The sequence below is a fragment of the Paenibacillus daejeonensis DSM 15491 genome (assembly GCF_000378385.1).
In the GTDB taxonomy this organism is placed as follows: Bacteria; Bacillota; Bacilli; order Paenibacillales; family Paenibacillaceae; genus Paenibacillus_D; species Paenibacillus_D daejeonensis.
Window position 1 is genome coordinate 230,580 of record NZ_KB899659.1, and the last position, 25,031, is coordinate 255,610.

Consider the following 25,031-nt stretch of genomic DNA (forward strand, 5'->3'; position numbering starts at 1 on the left):
TCTCACACCAAATCACGTCGCTTGAACCGGCGGTATGCAACCCACAGCCCAGCTGCCAATACAGCACTCCATAGGGACACGGTCATCCACTCATAGGAAGGATACGTCGTAAATACATGCTTGATCATGAACCAATTAGGCGTTGAAAACAGAACCTGAAAAGGATTGATATAGGCCCAAAAAATGAGCAAGCTAGTGGTGGGCACGACAGTAAAGAGCGTCAAGCCGATACCCAGCAGCAGCAAAAACAGTAGACAGACAAAATAGCTATTGCGCACAAACAGGGCAATGCCCGCCGTTAATCCGGCAAAAATCCATTGCAGCACCAACCCCAATGCCAGCACCGCAAAGAGATATTGAACGAACGTCATCGACCACCAGGGAATCAGGGGAGCATCATCATATTCTTGCAGAAACCCTGTGCCGATTGGAACATCCCAGAGTCCGCTATAGTCATACATCTCAAAAAAGGCAACGATATTGACGGACAGCAGCATAATTGTCATTAACGTCGTGGTCAGAAAAGCGGCACCCAGCTTGTCCACCTTCAGCCTGCGGCCGCGACGTGTGGCATACATCAACAAATGTGTGCGGTGATCAAACTCATGATTCATAATCTGAGCCGTCATCAGAACCCCCATCACCATCGCCTGCAAGAGCATGATCCCAAGTAGCTTGTCGTACAAAAAGCTGTGCATTTTGTAGACTGTGCCCTGAAAGAACAGATGCAAATGCTCCCCTTTCTCCCGCAGCACCTCCAGACGGTCTTGCAGCTTGTTATAGTTGGCGTAGACCAGCTTGTCCACGCGGTCGCTTGTAGGATCGATCATGATCGACAGGGCCACTTCGGCTCTGGTTCGCATATCCAGTGAATCATACTGGCTTCTAATAGCTGGTAGTGATTCATAATACCGCTCGGTCACCAGCAGATCCTGAACAAATCGGACCTCTGGCTCGGTGAATGGTCGATCCGGGTCGAGCAGCTGCGGGTTACTCGACGTAAAGGCCGCCGCGCTCTCATAGGTCTGTCCAATCTTCTCCTGTGTAATGCTGTTCATCTTGGCAAGTTCATTCGTGTAGTACTCACCAAGTGCTTCGTATCCCTCTCCGTTCATATCATGGCCCGTCTGGGCAACAATCGTATTTAATACGCGCAGCTCATCCTTCATATGACGCTCACTTAGCATCAAGAAGAGATTGAACGCAGTGAACAACATGAACAACCCGATGATGATGGGCGAGCGCAGTCCTTTGCCCGCTTCCATCCACACGATCCTCATCCCGGGGTCACCGCCTCCTCATCCCTGTACACATGCAAGAACACATCTTCCAGCTGCGGACGTACAGATTGCCATGACTCATCGGTCTCACCATCAGCCATGAAGCGGATGCGGAGTCTGCCCTGCTCCTGTTTCTCGGAGAGCGAGAGTACCCGGCGTCGAAAATCATCGGCTGCCTCATAATCCATCAAGGTCTCATACACACGTCCCTCAAGTGTCTGACACAGCTGTTCAACCGTCTCCTGGTATAGAATCCGGCTGTCCTTGATCATAATGATCTCCCCCGCGATCGACTCCACGTCCGAGACGATATGGGTGGACAGAATGACAATTCGCTCCCGGGCCAGCTCACTTAGCAGGTTGCGGAACCGCACACGCTCCTTCGGGTCCAGCCCAGCAGTTGGCTCGTCCAGAATGAGGATCTTCGGGTCGTTCAGCATCGCCTGGGCGATCCCTACCCGTTGGATCATCCCACCGGAGAAGGCCTTCATCTTCTTGTGGGCTACCTCTTCTAGCGCAACAAGCCGCAGCAGCTCCCCGATCCGGGTCTTGGCTTCTGCTTTGCCTATGCCTTTGAGGGCTGCGATATACATCAGATATTGATTCGGGCTATAGTTTTTGTAGTAACCGAATTGCTGAGGAAGATATCCAAGCTGCTCCCGGTAATGCTCATCCAGCCCCAGAATATTTTTGCCGTTATAGAGGATTTCGCCCTTCGTCGGGAATAACAGCGTCACCAACAGCTTAATCAGTGTTGTCTTCCCGGCTCCATTGGGCGCGAGCAGGCCGTAGACACCATGCGACAGCTCCAGATCAATATCTTTCAAGGCACAGAACGTGCCATAATATTTGCTTACATTACGGATGGCTAACATTTCAGACGTATCCCTCCTTTTGATGAATGGTAACCAACATGCGAACACAGCGTACGAAATACCAACCGCATGCCACAATCCAGATCGCATAACCGAGCAGCGGGATTCGGTTCAGGATAACCGTATAGAAGAACTCGTTGAACTGATACAGGAGCAGATTCATTACGAGCCAGCCTGCAATAAACAACACTCGCATGACTTTGCCTGACGACTGCCGCATGAACACCAGAAATGCGGTTCCAAACAACAACAACGAAGCCATCGAGATCAGCCATCCTTTTATGGGATCAAGATGAGGCAGCAGCCAGGAGCCGATACCTACCCCGACCGTATTTACCGCGATAGCTGCCGTGCCGAATACCAACATGCGCAGGGCTGACAATTGATACACATTATATTTGCATACCATCTCGACCTGATACGTTTCCTGATCTCGCTTACCAGCAAAGAACAATAGCGCAATCGACAAATAAAGGACAGGCGACAGCGTAAATAACAAGACGTAAGTCATAGCAGGTACAGGCGAAGCAGCCGATCCATAAGCGGTCATCATGAGCGCTAGCAGGGAAATCGTGATTAGAGAAACATAGGTCAACTCTGTCCAATCCCGAAACAGATGCCTCAGCCCTACTTCCCGAAGCATGAGCGTAATATAGTCGGCAAATGACCGGCGAGGCGGCATGGAGCTTGCAAGTATGCGCTCAACCTCGTTCTGAATACCTTCTTCGTCAGGGTAAGGAATGACCAGCTTCTCCTTGTTCATGGGCCTTGTCCTCCTTCTCGAAATGACTTCTCACCGCTCGCACTGTCGCATAATAATTCGTCTTCACGGTCGATAACGGCAGCTCCAACACCGACGCAATCTCATGAAACGGATAATCCGCAAATAGGCGAAGCCGGAAGATTTGCTGGGATCTCGCTTCGCGACAATTTACGACGTCCATCACCCGCTGGGCGTCTTCCTTGTATTCCAGTGTGATGGTGAAGTCCTCCAGATCCGGCCGCTCCAGCTCTTCCAGTGGTGCCTGCAGCTGCTGCGAACGGTAATGCCTCGACCTGTAATAGTCCACCAGCCGATTCGTCGATACCCGATACAGCCAGGTCCGGAAGGAGGCTTTGCGCGAATCATAGGAACGAATGGTTTGCAGCACGCCGCTGAAGATATCCTGGGTCAGATCTTTGGCAAGCTCGGTGTTTAGGGTTTGTTTGTAGATAAAGCTGAAGATTTCTTTATAGTATTTTGTTATTAGCGCATTTGCTGCCGACCGGTCGGCCCGTTTCTGGATACGCTTGATCCACTGCTGCTCTTCGTTCATGACTCACCTGCCTTTCCGCTCCGTCTATGGCTTCCATGTATATATTCGAAGTATACGTCTAAAAAGTTTGCCTCTGGGCCAAATAAAAAAAACTGCCTCCGAAGAGACAGTTTAATCTTACTATTCCATTTAGTCGCGAGCAAAGTAACCCAGCAGCGCCTTCGTCTCGGGATGGAGGACAACCTTGAGTGGTCCAAGCAGCTCATTCATCTCCGTGTAATACGTGACGATGATCATTTGACCTTCTTCATTCACAAGCGCCTCCAGCGCTTTCTTACCTTCATCGCTGCCGCCAATAATTCCATCCGTCCGTGCAGGCACGATCTCGACCGCCGCTTCTTCCGGCTTGGTCTCTACGGTCGGTTTTTCTTCATCAGAGATATAGCCCCATGCTGCCTCGCGGTAAGCTTCCACCTGCTCGCCAGTCAGCTCTTTCTCTTCGACGATGATGACGTGGGCTGCACTTTGCGGCGGCATGCTCTTCGCCAGAGCTGGGCCATAGTAAGCTTTTACCTTAACGCCAGGATACAGGTGGTTCCACTCTACCGGTTCACCGTTAGCAGTGATAAGGAGTGTTTCTTTACCCGCGTTCAGCAGGAGAGACGGCAAGATTTGTCCTTCTCGCTCAGCGCTGAACTGGATTTGCCAGCCATCGCCGGTTGAGGTGATCCCGGTAATTTCATCTTCAAGGACCAGCGCTTGATTCTTGACCTCAATCGTAGATGCGTAGGACCGTCCTGGATAGCTCAACGCTACGGCTGGACCATATTGGGCCTCAATACGCATGCCCGGCTTCAGTTCTGCTGGCTTCACTGGACCATTCTCGCTATTGATTTCCGTTTTCTCGTCAACCCCAAGAATAATCCATTGATTGCTGCCCTGTCCCATGACCTCCAAACTATAGAGGCCATTCCCTTGGTCAATATTCACAATTACACCATTGATTCCGACCAACTCTGCTTCTTCCTCCACTTCGGCATCCCGGTCCTTCAGGACGAGTTCTTTGCTGCTCCAGTTCAGGTTATACCCGAGCAGATCCGCGGTTTCGCGGGCAGGCAGATACGCCTTGCCGTCAATATAGATCGGCTTGAGCGCAGTCTCCGAGCCATCCACCGTAACTTTGACATCATTGTGCAGCAAGCCGCTTACTTTCTCCACCAGTGCGTTGGCTCCAACACCTGCTGAGGTGGCGAGCAAGCTAGCTGCGGTTACTGCAATCAGCCATTTCTTTTGTTTCATCTCTCATCTGCTCCTTCTGCATCAAGCCTAGGTTAGTCTTGCCCATTCATAGTCACTGACGCAGCAAGCACCAAAAAGGTTACACGATTAGGAAGAAGTTTCGGCTGCCGGGTACAAAAAATGACTTGCCACAATGTCTCACTTGTGACAAGTCATTTGTTAAGCCCTTCCAATCGCCAAGCTTACGAACCTACATGCGATCTCATAGCCTCTGCCAGATCCGATAGTTTCTTCTCTCTCAAATGCTGCTCCATCTTGTCTTCAGCCTGAACCATGACCTGCTGGATCAAGCAGGTTGAAGGATGATCCAGCGTACAATCGAATAGCGATGCCGTACCTTCAATCGCGTGAATGACATCAAGGAATGTGATATCGACACTGCGACGCAACAAGCGATAGCCACCGTTGGCGCCTGATGCTGACTCGATGAGACCGGCTTTGACCAGCTTGGTCAGAATCTTGGACAGATAGGTGGGCGACACCCCCTGCGCTTCTGCAAGCTTTTGAACGCCAATCGGTTTATCCGGTGATGAAGCGACGAGATGCAGCATCGTGTGCAGCGCGTAATTGGTCGCTTTGGAGTATTTCATAATTAGGGTCCGCCCTTTCTTCCTGCCCGACTTAGTCTATCTATCATAGCCTCGATTTATGGCGTCCGTCAAGGAGCCATATTGGCTTACTCCGGTTCAGGTTCGTTGGATTGTTGATAGGTTTGCAGCGTATAATATTCTCGGTACAGCTTGAGCAGCTCCGCCTCTTTCTCACGGATAATGTGTGTGAGCTCCTCAATTCTCGGCTGGGCTTCGCTGGTACTCTCCGCCATCGCTTGCGGCTCTGAATAACAGCCAAATGTTTCTTGCGCCCATTGAATCGCTTCATATCGGCCGCCCTTGCGGTAAATAGCCGAGAATTGGTCCAATATACTATTGATGATTTGACGCCGTTCGTAGTTCAGTACGCCCAGGCCGTTTTTGGCATAAGAAATAGCTTGCATCAGTTGAAAATCATTGAGCTTGCCACGGGCATTCTCGATTCGCTCGATCTCCCCTGCAAGATCCGGATAGATCGCCTGGAATAACTCCGCTTCGGCCAGCATGTCTTCCATCGTGATGATCGTTTCATCTGTCATAAGGCACGTCCTTCAAATCGTTGTGTACGCTCAGTCGAGCGGCTACAGGGAAGCAGCCGTATCCAGACTCTCATTCATGCATAGACGGTAATTCAGCATATCGATCTTGCCTTCACACATCATATAATAGATCGTTGCTTCCGTATGATAAGAGTTCTGGCGGGTAATCCGGTTATTGCGCTGCACCATCTGAGCATAGGTCTCTGGATAATCATAATGTACCAAATGGTTGGCCGCAGACAGATTCAGCGAAGTACTCGCCGCATCGGTTAAGATAAGAACCGAGGCATCCATTCGCTGGGAAAACCGGTCGAGCTGGGCGTTGACCTCATGTACGTTCAGTTCCGAGGACAACAGCATAATTCCCCATCTCATCGCCTCTGCGTCCTGCTGCAACCAATCTTGAATGGCCGCAGCAGTGGCTCCCGTTCGCGTGATGATAACGGCTTTTTCCCGGCCATCATAAGCGGAGCGCAGCACGTCTTTGAGCGCTTCCAACTTGGCTGGGGCCGAATGGCAGAGCTGAAGCATCTGCTCCTTGGCCTGCATCATCTGCTTTTTGGCGTCAATCGACGATACGCGATTATTATGTTCCGAAGCGGCAAAATAATCGTGCAACAGCTTCAGATAGCCGGGCTCCCGCTCCGCTTCCATGGTGACTGTGACTCGCTTTTCAGCTACTTTCATTGTTGCATAACCACCTTCCCGTTTCATTCTGTTATCCATTAATCAGATTAGCGGAAAAGTGTGGCAGGGGCCAATTAATTTTCTCTAAGCTGTGCGTTCACTCGATGTCGTTGCCATTTGCGGTACCGGATGATTATAATCGAAGACGACGGAGTTGGCAAAGAACGTACATCGACCATACGATAAAAGCCCCGAACCTGAAGGGGGTCCGGGGCTAAGCTTGGATACGCCCCGCACCCCATTCTCGCCGATTGTGTTCAATTTTTCATATACATTTGCGCCTACCAGTCCGTTTCCCGCCCATTCTATTCGATATTTCGCATATATTCGTGCCCCATCCCCACTAATCGATGATTCTATTCGATTTTTCGCATACATTCGTCTCCCACCCCTGGCACCCAAGCACCTGTTCACACGCCAACAAGCGCCAGGGTTACCCCTGACGCTGATGGCTGATGCTACGATAGTATACGTGTGCTGCTATGAGTGCTATTCGACGCTACACCTGCTGCTGCGGCGCATTAAGTGCACCGACGCGCAAACCCGTCAGCTTGGCCGGCTTGCCATCGCGATCGGCAATGCGGACTGTCCGCTGCTCGTCAGGGAGCAGGTCGAAATAGTTGTCGCTGAAGCGCAGATTGCCTTGCGGCACATCGAGCTTGACCAGTCGCACGACGCCTGGACCCGCTTGTACCGTAATCTCACCGTTGGCTTCATCGGTCGTCACCGTCAGCTTGCCCTCGGGCAGCTGCGTATCCTTGGGATCACGCAGGTAGTAGCGGTTCTCCGGCGCATCGAAGCCTTCAGCGGTCAGCTGAACGATCACCTCGCCCGCAGCTGCATCAGCCAACACTTCAGCTTCGGCGATCTCACCGGCGTGCAGCGCTTCATTGGCCGGCACCTCTACATCCCAAGTTGAGGTATACAGTTCTTCGCCGCCAAAGGTGCTAACCCGCAGCCGCACCGAGCCTTTCAAACTACTTAACGTATCATTGACCACCCACACCTTCAGCGACTCACCGGGCTCATGGTCGAGCGAGAGCAGCGTCGGATGGAAGAAGGTTTTACCATAATAATAGGAAGCCTTCGGCAGCAGCTCATAATCAATCATCGCCCAGCTGGTGCCTGGCCACGAATCATTAAGCTGCCAGACGAGCGCGCCCCCGTTGCGTGATTTGATACGACGATAGTGTTCAATACCGTACTTCAGCCCTTCCGCCTGCGTCAGCATGGAGAAATTCATATATTCCTCAATGTCCTGCGGGATACCCGTATAGCCTTCCATCAACAGAATACCCTTCAGATGGTTCGTATCCTTGTTGCGGTAGGCCATCTCCGAGCTGTTCCAATAGAACTCGCCTTCGGGAATGTATTTCTCCAACGTGTAGCGATTGGCAGAGGCATGCATGCCGAACTCACTGCTGAAGAGGGCAAAATCGTTCTTATAGTTTTTGAAGGTCACACCTTCGATACTATAGTCCAGGATCGGCTTCTCGCCCATCTTGCGCGGATACACCGAACCATGCCAGACCTGCCAGTTATGGCGATCGCCAACATCGGGATCATTGGCATCCTGCCCATTTGCACTACCGAACGGGGAGGATGGCCAATAGGCACGGCTATCGTCCAACACTTCCAGTGCATTAGGAATCAGCTCATGATAGATTCGCTCGCCGTAGAACGGGCAATCCATATCGCCGCCGGCTGTCTTCATATCGATTAGCCAATCAATCTCATTATTGCCGCACCAGAGCGCCAGCGACGCGTGATTGCGCAACCGCTTGATCGCATAGACGACTTCGTCTTGTACACTGGACATATAGTCACGGTTGAAATCCGGGAATAAGGCGTTGGCGAAGGCGAAATCCTGCCATACCAGCAGTCCCTGCCGGTCACACTCACGGTAGAAGACATCCTTTTCATAAATGCCGCCGCCCCAAACACGCAGCATATTCATATGGCCGGTTGCCGATAAAGCGATCAGGTCCGCGTACTTGTCATCTGGAATAGCGCCAATGAAATGGTCGGCCGGAATCCAGTTTGCCCCTTTGGCATAGATGCGAACGCCATTCAAAATAAAAGAGAACGTCTCCCCGCCCTGCTCGTCCTTGGTCTGCAGCTTGATCGTACGAATCCCGTATTCACAGCGATAGCTGTCGAGCTCCCGTCCTTCATGCAGCAATACGACTTCCAACTCGTACAAATATGGCTTGCCAAGGTCATGTGTCCACCATAAGTAAGGCTTGTCCACCTCTAATACAGCAGATGCCTTGAAGCCCGTAGCAGCAGCCCCGGACACGTCAGCTTGACCTTCGCCAACCACCTCGCCACTTTCATCACGCAAGCGTACGATGCAGGAGAGGCCGTCTGAGCTCCTCCCCCCGTTCCAGCCGCCCCGCCGGAATACCTCAACTGATGCATCAACTGCCACTTTGGCTTGCGCTGCTTGTTCCCCATTCGCATCCAGCAGTTCAACCGTGCGTCCAAACACACTGTCCAGCTTCGCCCGGCTATATTTGCGAACATGCACATCTCCCGAGATCCCTGTGGTCACCATGCGAGGACCCCAGTCCCAGCCGAAGTTCATGGCCGCCTTGCGGAGCCACGGACGTTCCTTGGTATAGGAGGACCACTGGAATAGCTCCTTGCCTTCGTTGTGCAGACGAATCGGGTCGAATTTGACAACAATCGCATTCCAGCCTGCACGGAGCACGCGAGTAACATCGAAGGTGTGTCCCGTCATCATATTCGAGGTTTTGCCAATCTCCAGACTATTCACATAGATGGTCGCAAACGTATCCAGACCGTCAAAGACGAGCTCATAGCGCGCATCCTCGTCGTCTTCTGGCTGGAAGTCGAATTGCGTCCGGTACCACCACTCCTTGTCCTCGATCCAGCGGCTGCTCTGGTCGTTGTGGCCAAAATACGGATGCGTGATTTGACGATGCTTCAGCAGCGTCGTATGAACATCGCCAGGAACCTCCGCTGTCATCCAGAACCGGTCATCCAGGGTCGCCCGCGGCGCCTCTGCCGGTGCCCGTCCCACATCATAGCCTTGCAGTCTCCATGTTCCTTGCAGCTTCATCATGATTGACTCCTCTCGTAGCGGCCGCTCCTCTTGGGAGTTCAAGCCTTCTCTCTGTACTCGGATGGTGTCATGCCTGTGTGCTTCTTGAAGATCTGACTGAAATACTTAACATCTTCATAGCCGACCTGCGCTGCCACCTCGCTTACCTTGACCGGTGAGGTAGTCAGCACGTCCCTTGCCCGGCTGATCTTGCGTCGTACGACATAATCGGCAAAGGTCTGCCCCGTCTCTTTCTTAAATACCTCGCTAAAATGCGTTGGATTCAGATGGACAACCCGAGCCACCTGCTGCAGACTGACATTCCCGCCCAGATTGCTCTCAATATAAGCCATCGCGCGGCCCACGTAGCCCTTCTGACTGTCGGATAGCTCGTAGTGATACGCCTTCATCACCCGGTGCAGCTGCTCAAACAACCGTTCGCGCGCTGACTGCATTCCTACCGTCCCTGCAGCCGGCAGAGACTCGGTCACAGCATTCTCTCGGCCTGTGGCTGCCAGGACCTGACCCAGCCACAACCGGCTGCTCGCTACTGCTGCATCCAGTGCCGCCTCCATCGTCTCCAGTGAGGCGGAAGACTCTGACAACAAGCTCGCTATGTAGTCATCCGCCCACCCTTTGAGACCGGGCAGGTCATCGTCTAGCAGCAGCATCCATAACCGCTGCTCCTCCTCGGACAAGAGGCGGGTCCGGCCACCGGTACGCCCGTTGATATGCTCGAAGGCGAGCGAGGGCTCGGAGAGCCACCCTCGGTACCCTGCCGTTAGTGATGCTTCCCGATAAGCTGCCGACAAGCCTTGTGGACAAGCAGCTGGGCTGCTGATCGCAGCGAACAGCTCACACTTGAGCAGCGAACTTGCCTTGCCTACAAAAGCCTGAACCCCTGCAACTGCCTGATCGGTCGCTACAGGCAGGCTCAGCCAGGCAACCAGCCGCTGTTCATGAACGAAGGTCACCGAGGTGAACGTTTCGTTTAACATATTGTCTAATGCAAAGAGGAGCAGCGCCTGATTGGTTCGTGCGCCCTCCCAGCCCCCGGCCTCAAAACGCACCACGCGCAGCTGGTTTCCACTTCCCTGCCCAAGGCTGTTCAAAACCTTACAAGCTTCCTCATACAGGGGATCGCTCGACATCGGCACGGTTCCTGTCACGGTCCATTGTTGAATCAACCGCACACATTCCTCGCGCTCCTGCGATTGCGCCTGGGCCTGTTCACTCTTGCGTGCGCTCAGCCGTTGTTTGGCTTTCATAACCGCCTTGATGATCTCCTCCGGACGGCTCGTCTTCAGCAGATAATCGCCGACATGCTGCCGGATCGCCTGCTGGGCGTAGGAGAAATCATCATAGCCGGAGAGGATCAGCACCTCGATGCCTGGCCAGCGATGATTAATCTCTTCAGCCAGCTGCAGCCCCGTTTTCCCACTCATCTGGATATCTGTCATCACAATGTCAGGCTGCATCTCGGCAATCGTCTCCAGCGCTTGTTCAGCTGATTCCGCAGGGGGCAGCAATTGCAGGCCCAACTCCTGCCAGTCAATCACTTGGCTCAGTCCGTTGCGGATGATGACCTCATCGTCCACGATTAATATCTTCATGCTCATCCTCCCCCCTGATTGGAATGGAGAAGCGGATATGTGTGCCGGCTCCCGGCTTGCTGTCAATCTGGAGTCCACTTTGCACTCCATAATGGAGGAGCAGTCGTTCATGCACATTAAACACGCCATAGCCTACTCGCTCTGCACCGCTCTCCAGGCTGCTGCGCAGCTCGGCCAGCCGCTCCGGCTCCATACCAACCCCATCATCCAGGACATGGAACATCATGCGGTCACCTTGCCCTTCTACAATGACGGTGATGGAACCCATTCCCTGTTTTTTCTGAATGCCGTGAACCATTGCATTCTCGACCAGCGGCTGGAGCAGCAGCTTCAGCATTGACTTCTCCAACAGAGTCTCCTCCACGGTCACATCCAGCTTGAATTTATCCGGGTAGCGGATGGACTGTACGCGCTCATAATTGCGAATATGCGCCAGCTCCTGCCGCAATGGACAGTAATCCTTGCCCTGATTGAGACTGAACCGGAGAAAATCGCTGAGCGATCCCACCATCTCGGCAATGGAGCCATTGCCGTTCATGAGCGCCATCCAATGGATGGAGGATAACGTATTGTAGAGAAAATGCGGGTTAATCTGTGCCTGAAGTGCCTGCATATCGGCTTGTTTCTTGCGATTCTCATTCAGAATAACCTGGCGCTTGAGTTCCTCAATATGCTCGCCCAGCAAGTTGTAGCTCTCGCCCAGTCTGGCGATCTCATCCTGTGTATCCGTGTGAAATGCCGGCAACGGATGATGAGGATCAATCTTGGTCAATAGCCGCGTCAACAGCTGCAGCGGTTTCGTCACACGGCGCAGCACGAACAGGGTCAAACCACCACTGAGCAGCAGCGCTAGTACGATGGCAGCTACAGTCAGATGCAGAATATAATTGCTCTGTGCACCATACCAGGAGGTAGGCAAACTGCTGACAAGCGTCCAGCGGTTCAGCGGCTCTTGATAATAGATGAGCGACGTATCGTCTTGATCTCCCGCTGCCGGACGGTAGCTGACCTCTCCATAGGCCGATCGGGCAAACGCTTCCCGTGTTCCGGGATAGACCTCGTTCCACGCATCAAACAACAGCGACTTATCTGTCGATGACAAGATCTGTCCCTGCTGATCAATCAAGCTGACCTGCCCCTCCACGCCACCGAGCCTAACATTGTCCCAGTCTCGCGAGACTTGCCGCTCATCCAGCGAGATCGTCAGCCAGCCCAGCACCTGGTAATCATAAATACTGCGTAGCGGCCGCACAAACGTAATCACATCGCGTTCTCCGGCGAAATCCCGAATCGTCATCAGTCCGCTCCACGATTTGTCTGTAAATTGAGTGACGTCGATCGGCGAATGGAAATCGTTGTCGTAAATCGAGCTCGATGACAGAATGGTCCCCGGTTGGCTTGCATAGATCGAAATATGCGAAATGTAATATTTTGATCTCGCCAGATTGGCTATATCACCGACGATGTCCGCCCGCAGCTGCTCATGATCTTCCTGCATGTGAAGATAGCGCTGAATGTCGCGTTGCCCGATAAGATAGATTGACATCCCCTCGACATCCTCAATCATCGATGACAGGTTCCCCCGAATCTGACGAAGCGTATCCGTGCCGAGCTGCAGAGCGTTTTTCTTGGTGAGATGCGCGGAAATGCCATATGCAAAAAGGCCGAGGAACAGCATTGGGATCAGCGCAAAGACCAGCATCAGCAGCGACAGCTTGCGCCGCAACGAATATCCAAGCCATGCTCTCATCTGATAATCCCAACCTTCCTCAGCCTGTGTCCCAAAATATAGCTTACCCTTTTACAGCCCCTGCTGTCATCCCTTTCATGACCTGCTCCTGGAAAATCATATACATCACAATTGTCGGGATGACTGCGATCGTCATTGCCGCCAAGGTTAACCCGTAATCCGTCTGATAGCCATCGGCAAAGTTGGCGATCGCCAGCGGCAGGGTCTTCAGTCCAGTTGACGTAATCAGGACCAGTGCAAACGAGAAATCATTCCAGGAATGCAGGAAGCTCAGAATGACAACCGTCGACAACGCGGGCAGCGAGATCGGAATCATAATGCGGAAGAAGATTCCCCACAGACCCGAGCCATCCATAAATGCAGCTTCCTCCAGATCCTTCGGGATGGTGGCCAGATAAGCCGTCAAGACGAAAATAGCTGTCGGCAGAGCGAATGCCGTATAAGGAAAGATAAGCGCCCAATAGGTATTGAGCATGGAAATCTCCTTCATCATAATAAACAACGGTACCAGCGTGCTATGAATAGGAACCAGCATGCCGACAACGAAAAATGCCAGAATCGCCCCCTTGAAACGGAACCGGAACCGGGCCAGGATGAAGGCAGCCAGCAGGGAAATAAACAAGGTGATTGCCAAAGCACCCAACGTCGTAATCAATGAATTGCCGAAGGCCTGACCGATGTTCGATGATTCCCACGCATTGGAGAAGTTCTCGAACTTCCAGGCCTCGGGCAAGCCGAAGGGCCGGTTGAAGAAGTCTTGTGTTGATTTGAAAGATGATAGAAATAACCAGAATAACGGATACAACGTCAATAATCCATAAACCGTAAGCAGCGTCCAGAGCACGGCCTGCTTGGTCTTTGTGGCTCTGCGAGCACTGCTGTTTGCTGCGGAATTCATCAGGCACACCCTCCTGCTAAGGTAAGATAATTACGTCTTTGACTTGGACTTCAAGCTCATGATCCACTGGCTGATACCGATCAGTACAAGCGAGATCAGAACGATGGTCGTCGAGATCGCGCTGCCGAAGCCGTAGCGATAAGAGCTGAAGGTTGAATTATACATATACGTGGCTAGCAACTCAGTGGCATGTGCCGGACCGCCGCGCGTCATAATGTAGACCAGGTCAAAGGACTTCAGGGAGCCCGAAATACACAGCACAACAGCGACAATGATCGTTCCCTTAATCATGGGCAGCGTAACAGACCAGAGCTTGCGGGCGCCGGTAGCGCCATCCAGATTGGCAGCATCATGGATTTCACCAGGAATGTTCTGGAGTGCAGCGATGAAGATGATGAGATACAAGCCGACAAAGCTCCAGATAAGCGGCGGAATAAGAGAAAAGATACCGTAATCCTCCGAGAGCCAGACCCGCTGCCAGCTCTCCAGCCCCAGGGCTTGCAAGAGGAAGTTCAGGATTCCGATCTGCGGATGGTAAATGTACTGCCAGATCATCCCGATGACCACCGTGGAGAGCACCATCGGCATGAATACAGCTGTTCTAAGAAAACGCGTAAGCCTGCCGTCCTTTTGAACCAGAATGGCGACAATGAGTGCAATTGGGATCTGGCCGAAGACTGAAGCAAGAACAAAGATGATGTTATTATTCAGCGCTGTCCAAAATATAGGGTCGCGGAAGATCTCCACGTAATTGTCAAATCCGATGTAATGGGCCTCGCCGATGCCTGACCAATCAAAGAAGCCATAATAGGACGACCAAATGACGGGCACGAAAACAAATAAGGCATAGATAAGGGTGGCGGGCAACAGGCCCATGAGAATAAACTTGCGGCTACTCAGTGCTTTCATCACTTCACATCCTTCTCTTTCCAATATCGGCCATTGACTCCGCCTGCCTTCTCATACAGAAGGTCGGGTATGCACCCGACCTTGGTTGGTATTGATGGTCTGAACCCCGCTTTATTGGCGTTTGACCGCAGCAGCCTGAGCGTCTTGGATGCGCTGAGCAATGGTCTGTGGGTCGCCGCCGTTCAGCAATTCTTGCAGACTGTTATTGGTTACCTCGACAGCTGCAGAGCTGAGCTTGGAATCATAGACTGGTGAAATCTTGGTGTCCTGCATCAGGTTGTACAGTTCCACGAACAACGGGCTTGCTTTGCTCTCATCCAGCGGAATGTTGTAGCTTACCAGCGTTGCACTGTCCAATGTCGCCTGCTGGCCTTCCGGACCAGCCAACGCATAGAGCAGTTCCATGGCAGCGTCTTTGCGCGCGCCTTCCAGCTTGGAGCTGATCCCCATGCCTGTTCCGACCACGCCTGCTGTCGAGGCCGGGTCGCCAGCTCCGCCTTCAATGGCAGGCAATAGCGCTACATGCGTCTGGCTTAGAATATCTTCCGGTGCATTGCTGACGACATTAGCCATCGCCCAGCCGCCCGAGATGAACATAGCCGCTTTCCCTTGGAAGTACAGCTGAACCATCTGATTCTCGTCAATGGAGTTGAAGCCTTGTTGGAACGCGCCTGCCTCGCCCAGCTCCTGGAGTTTCTCGAGTGCCTCTACGAACTGAGGATCGGTGAAGGATGCGCCATCCTGGCTGGCAGCCTTCAGGAACCAGTCACTGCCTGTGATGCGATCGCCAATAGTAGAGAAAATCGTGGATTGAACAAACCAATTGGCCTTGTTGCCAAGCGCGATTGGAATGACGCCACCCTCCTTGAAGGTCTCTACTGCTGCAAGCAGCTCGTCCCAGGTCTGAGGAACAGACACATTATGCTCATCAAAAATGGCCTGATTATAATAAATGAATGAGGTCGGTGCCAGGTTCATTGGCACGGAGTAGATATTATCGTCTACCGTGTAGCCGTCCAGAGCATTCTCGATAAAATTGTCCCGCCATTCCGGCTTACTGTCCAGGTAGTCGTTGATCGGCTGAATCAGATCGCCACCTACGAATTCCTTGGTCATCACATCGGGCCACATGACGAACAGGTCCGGCATCTCATTGGCTGCCGCCACCGTACGCAATCTAGTCTTCAGCCCATCGGTCGGCAGACCTTCCGTCTCGAGCTCGATATTCGGATGATCCGCTTCAAACTGCTCCAGCAGCCCGCGCATGGCGATGGCCTTGCCATCCTGTCCCGTCCAGTTATGCCACACCGTCAGCTTGACCTTGTCTCCTGCAGTGCCTCCCTCATTATTGCCGCCGTTGCCTCCACACGCGCTTACGACAACCATCGAGCTGAGCAGGAGTCCTGCTGCCGTCTTCGTCCATCTTCTCATCTGTATACGTCCCCTTTCGCCAATGCGATTGCTATAGCCCTATTCTAGCCACTGGCCAGCGTTCTGATAAGGGGACAAACTTCGGCAGGCAGGTAGAACATCTTCGGGTCGGACTATAAATGCTAAAGCATCGCTGCGAGAAAAAGGGGACTTCCGATCGCTGTTGTTCCCAGATTTCTTGAATGTTTGATTTCAATGGTTGAAATCTGGGAACAAAGGCGAACGTTCAACGCTTTTTGTAAGAAAGCGACCTCGGAAGCATACGCTTTTCTCCAGTCTCCCTTTTTCTCTCCGCTCAAGCTACTACTTCCGTAAGGCAAGCAGAGATTTGTAACAGAACAAAATCATCCTCCGGATGATCCTAAGAGACTGATCCCCTTGCTCTGACGACCGCTCTGGTACGTTACAGCAGCCGACTAGTGGGTTGCCAGGCAAATAGAGGAACAAAGGTGCATTACAGCGGCCGACCAGCGAGTTGCCAGGCAAATAGAGGAACAAAGGTGCGTTACAGCAGCCGATCAGCAGGTTGCCTGGCAAATAGAGGAACAAAGGTGCGTTACAGCAGCCGATCAGTGGGTTGCCAGGCAAATAGAGGAACAAAGGTGCGTTACAGCGGCCGATCAGCAGGTTGCCAGGCAAATAGAGGAACAAAGGTGCGTTACAGCAGCCGACCAGCATGTTACCAGGCAAATAGAGGTCCATCTTATCCACAGCACAAAAAACTATAGTTTCCTATACAACAAAAAGCCGTCCCGAAGGGCGGCTTTCGTTACATTTTTAAAATTATAACCATAGACATTTGAAAAATTCCGCAGAGACACGGAATCGATCTGGAGAAGCGGAGCGCTCGCATTTGTCCCCGGATTTCAACCGCTAGAGCGGTTAAAAATCAAGAAATCCGGGGACAACAGCGATCGGAAGATCGGTCCGTGACCGGAGGCTACTTTTTCAACAGTCCATTTGTATTATTTTACTCCTTATTCATCGTACTGATATCAATAACAAACCGATACCTTACATCCGACGCCAGTACACGCTCCCAGGCTTCGTCAATTTGCTTGGCCTCAATGACTTCGATCTCCGGCGTAATGCCATGCTCCGCGCAGAAGTCCAGCATTTCCTGAGTTTCACGGATTCCGCCGATCATCGATCCCGCAAACGAGCGCCGTTGTGGAATGAGCGAGAACACCTGAATTGGCAGTGGCTCAGCTGGAGCACCGACATTAACCAATGTGCCATCCAGCGCCAACAGAGACAGGTAGGCGTTCATATCAATCGAGGCGCTGACCGTATTGAGAATCAGGTCGAAAGAGCCCGCAAGCTTCTGAAACGTCTCTGGATCACTCGTAGCGTAGTAATGGTCTGCGCCAAGCCGCAATCCGTCTTCCTTCTTCTTGAGGGATTGAGACAGCACCGTAACCTCGGCCCCCATTGCATGAGCAATCTTCACGCCCATGTGACCCAGCCCGCCAAGGCCGACGACGGCTACTTTTTGGCCAGGTGTCACATTCCAATGGCGCAGTGGCGAATACGTCGTAATTCCGGCGCAGAGAAGTGGAGCAGCGGCGTCAAGCGGCAATTCGTCGGGAATGCGGACCACAAAATCCTCTGTAACGACAATATGCGTGGAATACCCACCCTGCGTGTACTGGCCATATCGATCAGTCGCAGCATACGTGCCGGTGTTCCCATGCAGGCAGTATTGTTCTTCCCCTTTACGACAGCTGTCGCATTCGCGGCAAGAGTCTACCATGCAGCCTACCCCCACACGATCACCGACAGCATATTTGGTGACTGCTGTTCCAACGCGGCTGACAACACCAGCAATCTCATGCCCAGGAACGAGCGGATATTTCACGGGTCCCCACTCGCCGCGAGCGGTATGGATATCAGAGTGGCAAATGCCAGCATATTGAATCGCAATGAGAACATCATGAGGTTGGAGTTCTCTGCGCTCAATGTTCGTAAGCTGAAACGGGCCTTCCGGACTGAATGTAGCGCGTGCATGGGAATGAATCATGAATGTACCTCCTGATGTTGTTTAATCAACTCATGTCTATTATTATAATAGGAGGGCATGGGTTGCAATAGGTAAAACTTCGAAAAATGTTGAGTTCTGAACACATCCCGTGAATCTGTTTAGTAACGATTAAAGTCAGGTGGGAGCCTATGGAAAAAGTGGATCGGAGAGTCTTAAAAACACAAGAATCCTTAAAAAATGCCGTTCTCGAGCTGCTTGCCGAGAAAAGCTTTGATGACATAACGATACGAGACCTGGCCGACCGGGCCAATATCAATCGCGGCACTATCTATCTCCATTACCAGGATAAATATGACTTGCTGGACAAGCTGATCGAATCGCACATGCGGGAGTTAGACGCTATGGACGAATGGGCCTGCCAGCTCGACTGGGTTGACGCGCTCGTTCCCTATTTTGAATACTTTCAAACCAACTATTTATTCTTCTCCGCTATGCTCGCCAGCAAAGAAGCGCCAGCCTCCTTCCGGGCGCGACTCATGACTTCGTTCATGGAAGGCTTCAAAGGCGAGATTGACCGAGAAAGCGGACGTAACGCGGATTTGACCGATGATGTGATGCTCCAGTATGCCGGGACGGCATATGTAGGCATCATTGAATGGTGGATTAAAAATGGCATGCCTTACCCGCCACGAGATATGGCCAAGCAAGTAGGCACGCTGCTGGGTAGAAGCTTATAACCCCTTGGAGGAACTCGAGCATGAACCAAAGACGACTGACGATGATGCAGATCATTGATGCGCGCAAAACCTTCACGGCCGGTGAGCTGGCCAAGCGATTCAACGTATCGGTCCGTACGATTCAACGCGACCTTGCCTATCTCCAGCAGATCGGATTTCCCCTCTATACCCAGACTGGCCCGGGTGGTGGCTATCGGGCTCTTCCCAACCGGCTGCTCCCCCCGCTTCAGCTGACGCTTCATGAAGCCCTCGGCTTATTCTTGCTGCTGCAGGTGTTAGAGAAGATTCCGGATTTCCCTTTTGGCAGCATTCGTACCCATCTGGCTGAGCAGTATTACGCCTCGCTACCACCTGATATCAGGGACACCGTCGATAGACTCAGCCGTCATACGGCTATTCGTACGCCGGAGCCTCAGCTGCCTTCGCCATTGACCACAAGATTGCTAGAGGCGGCTATGGAGCGCAGCCGGATTACGTTCCGCTATCTAGGGCCAGGCGGTGAGCGGGAGACTCACGGGTGGCCGCTGGGCATCTATTTTGAACATGGCTTATGGTATATGCCTGTCGCCAAGCCGGAGCGAATCGTACTCTACCGGGTAGATCGGATATCCGAGCTGCTGGAGGTCAAGTCGGAGCAGCCCGCTGATTACGTCTTGCTGACATTGCAGGAATGGCTCACCCGAATACCGGACCGGACAGGTGTACATGTACGATTGGCGTTCACGCCAGCGGGCATACGCTGGGCCGAATCCGACCCCTGGCTGCAATCCATGACGGAGGGGATCTGGGAAGGTCCTGTTCCAGAGAGCGAGCTGGAGTTCACGGCACGGCAACTTCTGCGCTTCGGGCCTGAGGTTGAGGTGCTGGAGCCTGCATCGCTTCGCCACCTCATGACAGAGCTTTATCGTCGTGCCCTGGCTCCATACACACAATAAAAAGCTCCTCTGATTTCAACCTCTCTTACATGTAGAGAGGTTATTTGTACGTGTCCGACCAATTCTATCCTTGTACGATGTCGGTAACCTGCGCATAATTCCCCAGTCGCTGTACAGAATAAGAACTGGTGAACGCTAGGAGGTGCTGGCATGAAACGAAAAATTTCACTGCTGGAGAAAACCCGGTTAGAGCTGGAGAAAAGTGCGGACGTTGTCTTTCAACCGTTCAAAATTGGTCCATTCAGCTGCCAACTGGTTTATATCCAGAGCATTGTCAATACCAAAGCCCTTGTTGAGGGTATCATCTCTCCGCTCATTCGAGCTTCGGCAGCCGATCCCTATGACAATAGCTGGCTGGAACAAATCGAACGCCGGAGCTTTTTTGCCTTAGATTATAAGCGGTCGTCTGACCAAGTCGAGGTCGTAGATGCCGTTCTGTCCGGGTATGCCGTATTGTTCTGCGACGCACTGCCGACATCTATGCTCTTCCCCCTGACTCAATATGAGAAACGCTCTGTTCCTGAGTCTAGCAATGAGGTTGTCGTTGTTGGACCGCAACGCGCATTTACCGAAGATATTGAAGTTAATATGTCGCTGCTTCGCAATATTATCAAGCATCCTGACTTGACCGTCAAAACCTGCGAGATTGGCCGCTATACGAAGAGTAAGATTAACATTGTCTACATTGAAGGTCTGTGTCGCCAGGAATTGGTCGATGAAATTGACAAACGACTCGGTGCGATTGAGCTTGATGGTGTTCTCGGCATGAACTATTTGGCCGAATTCATTGAGGAAATGCCGTATTCTCCCTTTCCGCAATATCAATATACCGAGCGTCCTGATAGTGTTGCCTCTACGCTAATCGAAGGCCGTTTAACCATTATTCAAGATGGTACGCCGTATGCGCTCATTTTGCCGGTGACCTTTTTCTCGCTCGTACAATCGGCAGAGGACTACTACCAACGCTTTCACGCCGCTTCATTTATTCGTCTGGTAAGGCTTCTGTTTATTCTGATTTCTTTTTTGCTTCCCTCACTGTATGTGGCGATTACCACCTTTCATCCGGAAATTGTGCCGACCTCTCTACTCATAACGGTGGCTGCCGCCCGAGAAAACATCCCCTTCCCGGCTCTAATTGAAGCCTTGATTATGGAGCTGACATTTGAAGGGTTGCGTGAGGCCGGAATTCGGATTCCCAAGCCGCTTGGCCAGACTGTGTCCATCATTGGCGGTATCGTTATCGGTCAAGCCGCGGTTGCAGCAGGTATTGTGTCAGCGCCCCTGGTCATAGTCGTGTCCATTACAGGGATTGCATCGTTTATCGTCCCCCATTACGAGTTATCGCTTGCCTTCCGGCTGCTGCGGTTTCCGATCTTGGTGTTGGGCGGTACGTTAGGGATTCTGGGGGTCATTGTATCCTTATATCTCGTCTATTTGTATCTCGTTAATTTACGATCCTTCGGCGTTCCATACATGCAGCCGTTTGCGCCTTTCATCTGGAAGGATATTAAAGATACGTTCATTCGTGTGCCCGTCTTTCTAATGAAGGAAAGGCCCTCCTCCTACGGCAGCCCAAATCGGAGGAGACAAGGTGACTCATGATGATCGCTATCAAACGCTGTGCAGTGACACTATTGCTCATTCTGACGAGTGTATCCCTATCAGGTTGCTGGTCGAAAGTCGAGGTTAACGAACGGACCTTTATAACAGGGCTCTATATTGACCGTGCCGAGGACGGGCAAGTGGAAGTGACAATCAGTGCGCCGCTCCCCAATCGGCTTGTGTCCCAGGTAGGGGAAGGCGGAAGTCAAGGCGGCAGACCCTATGCCATTCTCTCCAAGACGGCCCGAACGATTCCGGAAGCACTTGAAGCGATGCAGATCGATTTGTCACGCAAGCTATCTTGGGGTCACACACGTGTATTGACGGTTGGCGAGAGCTATGCCCGGGCAGGCGTTGAAGAATTGCTGGACTGGATCAATCACGAGCCACTGTTTCATCTCAGCAGTTTCTTAAATGTAGCGGAAGGCAAAGCCAAGGACATTACCAAGCTGACACCGGTTTATGAGGAATCCCCGTCGGAAGTACTTCGGGAGTTCTCCAATCAACATAACCTGATTAGCACCCAAGTGCAGGATATGATGACCTCGAATGCCCTTGATCTTGGCGCCACTACACCACTTCTCAAGACGGAAGTAACGGAGATGGTCAGTGAGAATAACAAGCCGAGTATATGGGCTGGTCAGCGCGGCGGCGCCATGTTCCTGGATGGCCGTATGGTCGATACGCTCGACATTCATCAAACCTATGCCGTGGCCTGGGCAAGAAACGAACTGGATCAGCTTTATCTTTCCGTTGAAAAGGAAAATCATGTCGCCAGTTTGAAGGTCTATGAGCTGGAAGGCAAGCTCAAGGTTCATAAAGAAAATGGAAAGCCGGTATTCAAAGTGCTGCTCAAAGGCAAAGGCGCAATGCGTAATAATATGCCCGACCACCTCAGCGATCTGGAATACGCGAATGCACTTGAGGTCATGGTCGAACAACAGATTACCGGATACATGGAGAGTGCGTTGAAAAAAGCACGTAAACATGGGGCGGATATCCTGCTGCTCGCTTATCGCTTAGAGTGGAAGTATCCGAAGCTGTGGAAGGAGTACCAGAAAAGTTGGATTGACTATGTAAAGGATTCCATTGATATTCGTGTGACGACAGATATCAATTTGCAATACTTTGGCTCCAAATCACCAGACTAAACGAAGCTATACATCTGAATGGAGGAGCGCTCATGTTGTTAATTATGATATTCGTGACTCTGGCTCTCCTCCTGGATCTTCGCAACGTGCGGGATAACCAATCCAAAAAATTGCCACTCTTCTGGGTGTTGGCGGTAGGTTCCCTAGTCTGGAATAGCTTGGCGGTCTCGATGTCCTGGTGGCCTAATCCCAATGAAGTGTTCACGTTCCTTTTTGGATGGGTGGATAAGCTGATAGGAGGGAAGTGACGGATGGTCAAATTATCTGCGGCACAGATGTATCGGTTTGCCTTCGTCTACCTCTACTCCGAACCGATCTCTTTTCTCATTCAACGTCTATTCAAGATGAGTGCCTATCAGGGTTGGCTGTCCGTGTTGGGGGGCTTTGCACTCAGCATGATCGTGCTCTTCTTCACGGTCCGGCTGGGCCGTACCTTCCCAGACCGGGGATGGGCAGACTTCGGGGAAGATATTATCGGCAAGTTTCCTCACAAAGTCATGCTGATCCTCGTCGGACTGTATGCCCTCTTCCTGGCAGCGCTCGATGTGCAAAACTTTGTGACCTTCCTTCGCACCATTTACTTGCCGGACACGCCTGTCTGGATGATTGTTCTGTTGACAGTGCTTTGTATCGCCTTAACAAGCAGACAAGGCTTGCTAACGATCGTCTACATGTCAGAAGGCATTTTTGTGCTGCAAATTGTCGCGAGCATGCTTGTGTTCCCGGCCATAGTCGAGGGCGGTCAACGGGGCATCCTGATGACGATGATCACCCATCATGATGTGAAGGATATTGTACTGGGGTCGTTGAGCACCATGCCCTGGTTTTCTGAATGGGGGTTATTTCTGTTCCTGGCTCCGTTGACCAGCTTCCTACTGCCGCTGGGTCGGGCTTTAATGCTGGGCGGATTCACGGTTGTTGTCATTCTGATTACATACTGGATGCTCATTATGATGAATTTCGGCCCCTACGTCAGTGAAGAACTGCAGTACCCTTTGCTGGAGCTCATTCGGTTTGCACGTTACAGTGACTTTATGTCAAATCTCGATCCCGCGCTCATCGCATTCTGGTCTACGACGATGTTTATGCGGACCTCGTTTCAGGTTTATATTATATCCATCTGTTTCTCACGTGTCTTTGGGGTCAAGGATCACAAATCGCTTGTTTTTCTGGCAGCAGGCACACTGGCCGCTATCGTAATACAATACTCAGCAGACACAATCCAATATGAGATGGCTATCCGCACATATGCCATCGCCACCTACGCCATGGTGATGGATTGTTTCCCCATCCTCTATCTACTTATTTACTGGTTCCGATTCGGAGCAGTGCCCAAGAACAGACCGGTGCCTGTCGCCAAACCGCCACCATAAACATCTGCGCATGCAAAAAAACCACCTGCGATTGTGTCGCCATGGTGGTTTTCTGCATATGACGCTAAATTATTCATTCACGTCGCTAAAATCAAAGTCTTCATCACGCAGATGTTCGACATGCATAGCGCGTACATACCCATTGCCCTTCTTGGAGAAGAAGTCATGCTGCTTGGTCCGAGTATTGATACCATTGAAGACGATCGGATTCACCTCGTCATCCTCAAACACCGCATCAAAGCCCAGGTTCATCATTGCCTTGTTGGCGTTGTAACGAAGGAATGCTTTCACCTCTTCGGTCAGACCAATCGGTGTGTAGATTTCTTCCGTATACTTCTCTTCGTTCGCATGCAGGAATTGCAGCAATCCCGACAGTGTCTCGTGCAGATCCTGTTGATCCTCGGGACCAAGCTTGGCGTAGATTTCCTGCGCCAGCATGCCGACATAGACACCATGAATGCTCTCGTCCCGCAAGATCAAGTCGATGATCTCGCCGCTGCATGTCATCTTCCCCTGACCTGCAAGATAGAGTGGATAGAAGAAACCGCTATAGAACAGGTAGCTTTCGAGCAATACGGAGGCAGCCATTGCCATGTACAGCTCTTTATCTGACCCGATATGTTCATAGTATTGGCTGATCGTCTGCGCCTTCAGCTGCAGCTGTGGATGCTGCTCGACCCAACGGAACACCTCGTCGATTTCAGAAGTCGATGCCAGTGTCGTAAAGATACTACTGTAGGACTTGGCATGAATCTGTTCCATCATCGCCATGAAGCCCAGTACCGCCTTGCGCTGCAGACCATCGACATGCTCGAGGATCTTGGGCATGCCAACTCCGCCCTGCACGGTATCCAGTAGTGTCAGACCACCTAATACTTTCATGTAACAGGCGCGTTCAGCATCACTCAAGGTGATCCAGGACATTTTGTCATCCGATAATGGAATCTCGTCGTCCGTCCAGAACTGCATAATGTTCTGATTCCAGAACATGGCTGTGAAATCATCGTCCGGCCGGTTCCAGTTGACCGCTTGGATCGGTTTGCCTTGCTTCATTGTCG

23 protein-coding genes are annotated in these 25,031 nt (G+C 51.9%); 6 read left to right on the forward strand and 17 right to left on the reverse strand.

Annotation, left to right across the window (positions count from 1 at the left end; genetic code table 11):
* Positions 1-2: 2 nt before the first annotated feature.
* From F556_RS0101040 to F556_RS0101110, 16 genes are all read right to left on the reverse strand, one after another.
* The gene (locus F556_RS0101040; protein ID WP_020615020.1) at positions 3-1,280 is read right to left on the reverse strand and encodes an ABC transporter permease subunit; all 1,278 of its coding nucleotides are present in this window, start codon (positions 1,278-1,280) and stop codon (positions 3-5) included.
* Positions 1,277-2,155: an ABC transporter ATP-binding protein gene (locus F556_RS0101045; protein WP_020615021.1), complete on the reverse strand. Its 879-nt coding sequence runs from the start codon at positions 2,153-2,155 to the stop codon at positions 1,277-1,279. The genes F556_RS0101040 and F556_RS0101045 overlap by 4 nt, the downstream gene beginning before the upstream one ends.
* Before the next feature lies 1 nt (position 2,156).
* Positions 2,157-2,918 carry a hypothetical protein gene (locus F556_RS0101050; RefSeq protein ID WP_020615022.1) on the reverse strand — a complete coding sequence of 254 codons (762 nt, stop codon included), beginning with the start codon at positions 2,916-2,918 and terminating at the stop codon, positions 2,157-2,159.
* Positions 2,884-3,471, reverse strand: a complete 588-nt coding sequence (locus F556_RS0101055; RefSeq protein WP_020615023.1) for an RNA polymerase sigma factor — start codon at positions 3,469-3,471, stop codon at positions 2,884-2,886. Before F556_RS0101055 ends, F556_RS0101050 begins: the two co-directional genes overlap by 35 nt.
* A 129-nt stretch (positions 3,472-3,600) precedes the next feature.
* Positions 3,601-4,710 carry a hypothetical protein gene (locus F556_RS0101060; RefSeq protein WP_020615024.1) on the reverse strand — a complete coding sequence of 370 codons (1,110 nt, stop codon included), beginning with the start codon at positions 4,708-4,710 and terminating at the stop codon, positions 3,601-3,603.
* A 182-nt stretch (positions 4,711-4,892) separates the two neighbouring features.
* Positions 4,893-5,300 (reverse strand): RrF2 family transcriptional regulator, encoded by a 408-nt coding sequence (locus F556_RS0101065; protein ID WP_020615025.1) that lies wholly within the window; start codon positions 5,298-5,300, stop codon positions 4,893-4,895.
* Positions 5,301-5,386: 86 nt separating this feature from the next.
* Positions 5,387-5,839, reverse strand: a complete 453-nt coding sequence (locus F556_RS0101070) for a hypothetical protein (RefSeq protein WP_020615026.1) — start codon at positions 5,837-5,839, stop codon at positions 5,387-5,389.
* Positions 5,840-5,881: 42 nt separating this feature from the next.
* Positions 5,882-6,526 (reverse strand): helicase-related protein, encoded by a 645-nt coding sequence (locus tag F556_RS0101075; protein ID WP_020615027.1) that lies wholly within the window; start codon positions 6,524-6,526, stop codon positions 5,882-5,884.
* Positions 6,527-7,025: 499 nt separating this feature from the next.
* Positions 7,026-9,611, reverse strand: coding sequence for a beta-mannosidase (locus F556_RS0101080; protein WP_020615028.1), 2,586 nt, complete (start codon positions 9,609-9,611; stop codon positions 7,026-7,028).
* A 41-nt stretch (positions 9,612-9,652) separates the two neighbouring features.
* On the reverse strand, positions 9,653-11,206 hold the full coding sequence (locus F556_RS0101085) for a response regulator transcription factor (RefSeq protein ID WP_020615029.1): 1,554 nt from the start codon (positions 11,204-11,206) through the stop codon (positions 9,653-9,655).
* On the reverse strand, positions 11,181-12,956 hold the full coding sequence (locus tag F556_RS0101090; RefSeq protein ID WP_020615030.1) for a cache domain-containing sensor histidine kinase: 1,776 nt from the start codon (positions 12,954-12,956) through the stop codon (positions 11,181-11,183). Before F556_RS0101090 ends, F556_RS0101085 begins: the two co-directional genes overlap by 26 nt.
* 43 nt (positions 12,957-12,999) lie before the next feature.
* Positions 13,000-13,854 (reverse strand): carbohydrate ABC transporter permease, encoded by an 855-nt coding sequence (locus tag F556_RS0101095; RefSeq protein WP_020615031.1) that lies wholly within the window; start codon positions 13,852-13,854, stop codon positions 13,000-13,002.
* A gap of 30 nt (positions 13,855-13,884) precedes the next feature.
* A complete protein-coding gene (locus tag F556_RS0101100) occupies positions 13,885-14,763 on the reverse strand; it encodes a carbohydrate ABC transporter permease (RefSeq protein WP_020615032.1) in 879 nt (292 codons plus the stop codon).
* 111 nt (positions 14,764-14,874) lie between these two features.
* Complete coding sequence (locus F556_RS0101105; RefSeq protein ID WP_020615033.1) at positions 14,875-16,194, reverse strand: extracellular solute-binding protein; 1,320 nt, start codon at positions 16,192-16,194, stop codon at positions 14,875-14,877.
* A 303-nt stretch (positions 16,195-16,497) separates the two neighbouring features.
* Positions 16,498-16,896 (reverse strand): hypothetical protein, encoded by a 399-nt coding sequence (locus F556_RS36965; protein WP_157272576.1) that lies wholly within the window; start codon positions 16,894-16,896, stop codon positions 16,498-16,500.
* A gap of 268 nt (positions 16,897-17,164) precedes the next feature.
* Positions 17,165-18,214: an NAD(P)-dependent alcohol dehydrogenase gene (locus F556_RS0101110; protein WP_020615034.1), complete on the reverse strand. Its 1,050-nt coding sequence runs from the start codon at positions 18,212-18,214 to the stop codon at positions 17,165-17,167.
* Between the two features lie 149 nt (positions 18,215-18,363).
* Here F556_RS0101110 and F556_RS0101115 point away from each other — a divergent pair, with 149 nt between their 5' ends.
* The 6 genes from F556_RS0101115 to F556_RS0101140 all read left to right on the forward strand — a co-directional run bounded on the left by F556_RS0101115 (position 18,364) and on the right by F556_RS0101140 (position 23,973).
* A complete protein-coding gene (locus F556_RS0101115) occupies positions 18,364-18,912 on the forward strand; it encodes a TetR/AcrR family transcriptional regulator (protein WP_020615035.1) in 549 nt (182 codons plus the stop codon).
* A gap of 20 nt (positions 18,913-18,932) precedes the next feature.
* Positions 18,933-19,847, forward strand: coding sequence for a helix-turn-helix transcriptional regulator (locus F556_RS0101120; RefSeq protein WP_020615036.1), 915 nt, complete (start codon positions 18,933-18,935; stop codon positions 19,845-19,847).
* Between the two features lie 150 nt (positions 19,848-19,997).
* Complete coding sequence (locus F556_RS0101125) at positions 19,998-21,449, forward strand: spore germination protein (RefSeq protein WP_020615037.1); 1,452 nt, start codon at positions 19,998-20,000, stop codon at positions 21,447-21,449.
* Entirely contained in the window at positions 21,446-22,600 is a 1,155-nt protein-coding gene (locus F556_RS0101130) for a Ger(x)C family spore germination protein (protein ID WP_020615038.1), read from the forward strand. The genes F556_RS0101125 and F556_RS0101130 overlap by 4 nt, the downstream gene beginning before the upstream one ends.
* Positions 22,601-22,632: 32 nt before the next feature.
* Positions 22,633-22,848, forward strand: a complete 216-nt coding sequence (locus tag F556_RS38515; protein ID WP_020615039.1) for a hypothetical protein — start codon at positions 22,633-22,635, stop codon at positions 22,846-22,848.
* Between the two features lie 3 nt (positions 22,849-22,851).
* Positions 22,852-23,973: a GerAB/ArcD/ProY family transporter gene (locus F556_RS0101140; RefSeq protein ID WP_020615040.1), complete on the forward strand. Its 1,122-nt coding sequence runs from the start codon at positions 22,852-22,854 to the stop codon at positions 23,971-23,973.
* A 69-nt stretch (positions 23,974-24,042) separates the two neighbouring features.
* Here the strand turns inward: F556_RS0101140 and nrdF are convergent, their stop codons facing one another.
* Positions 24,043-25,026 carry a class 1b ribonucleoside-diphosphate reductase subunit beta gene (nrdF, locus tag F556_RS0101145; protein WP_020615041.1) on the reverse strand — a complete coding sequence of 328 codons (984 nt, stop codon included), beginning with the start codon at positions 25,024-25,026 and terminating at the stop codon, positions 24,043-24,045.
* Positions 25,027-25,031 lie beyond the last annotated feature (5 nt).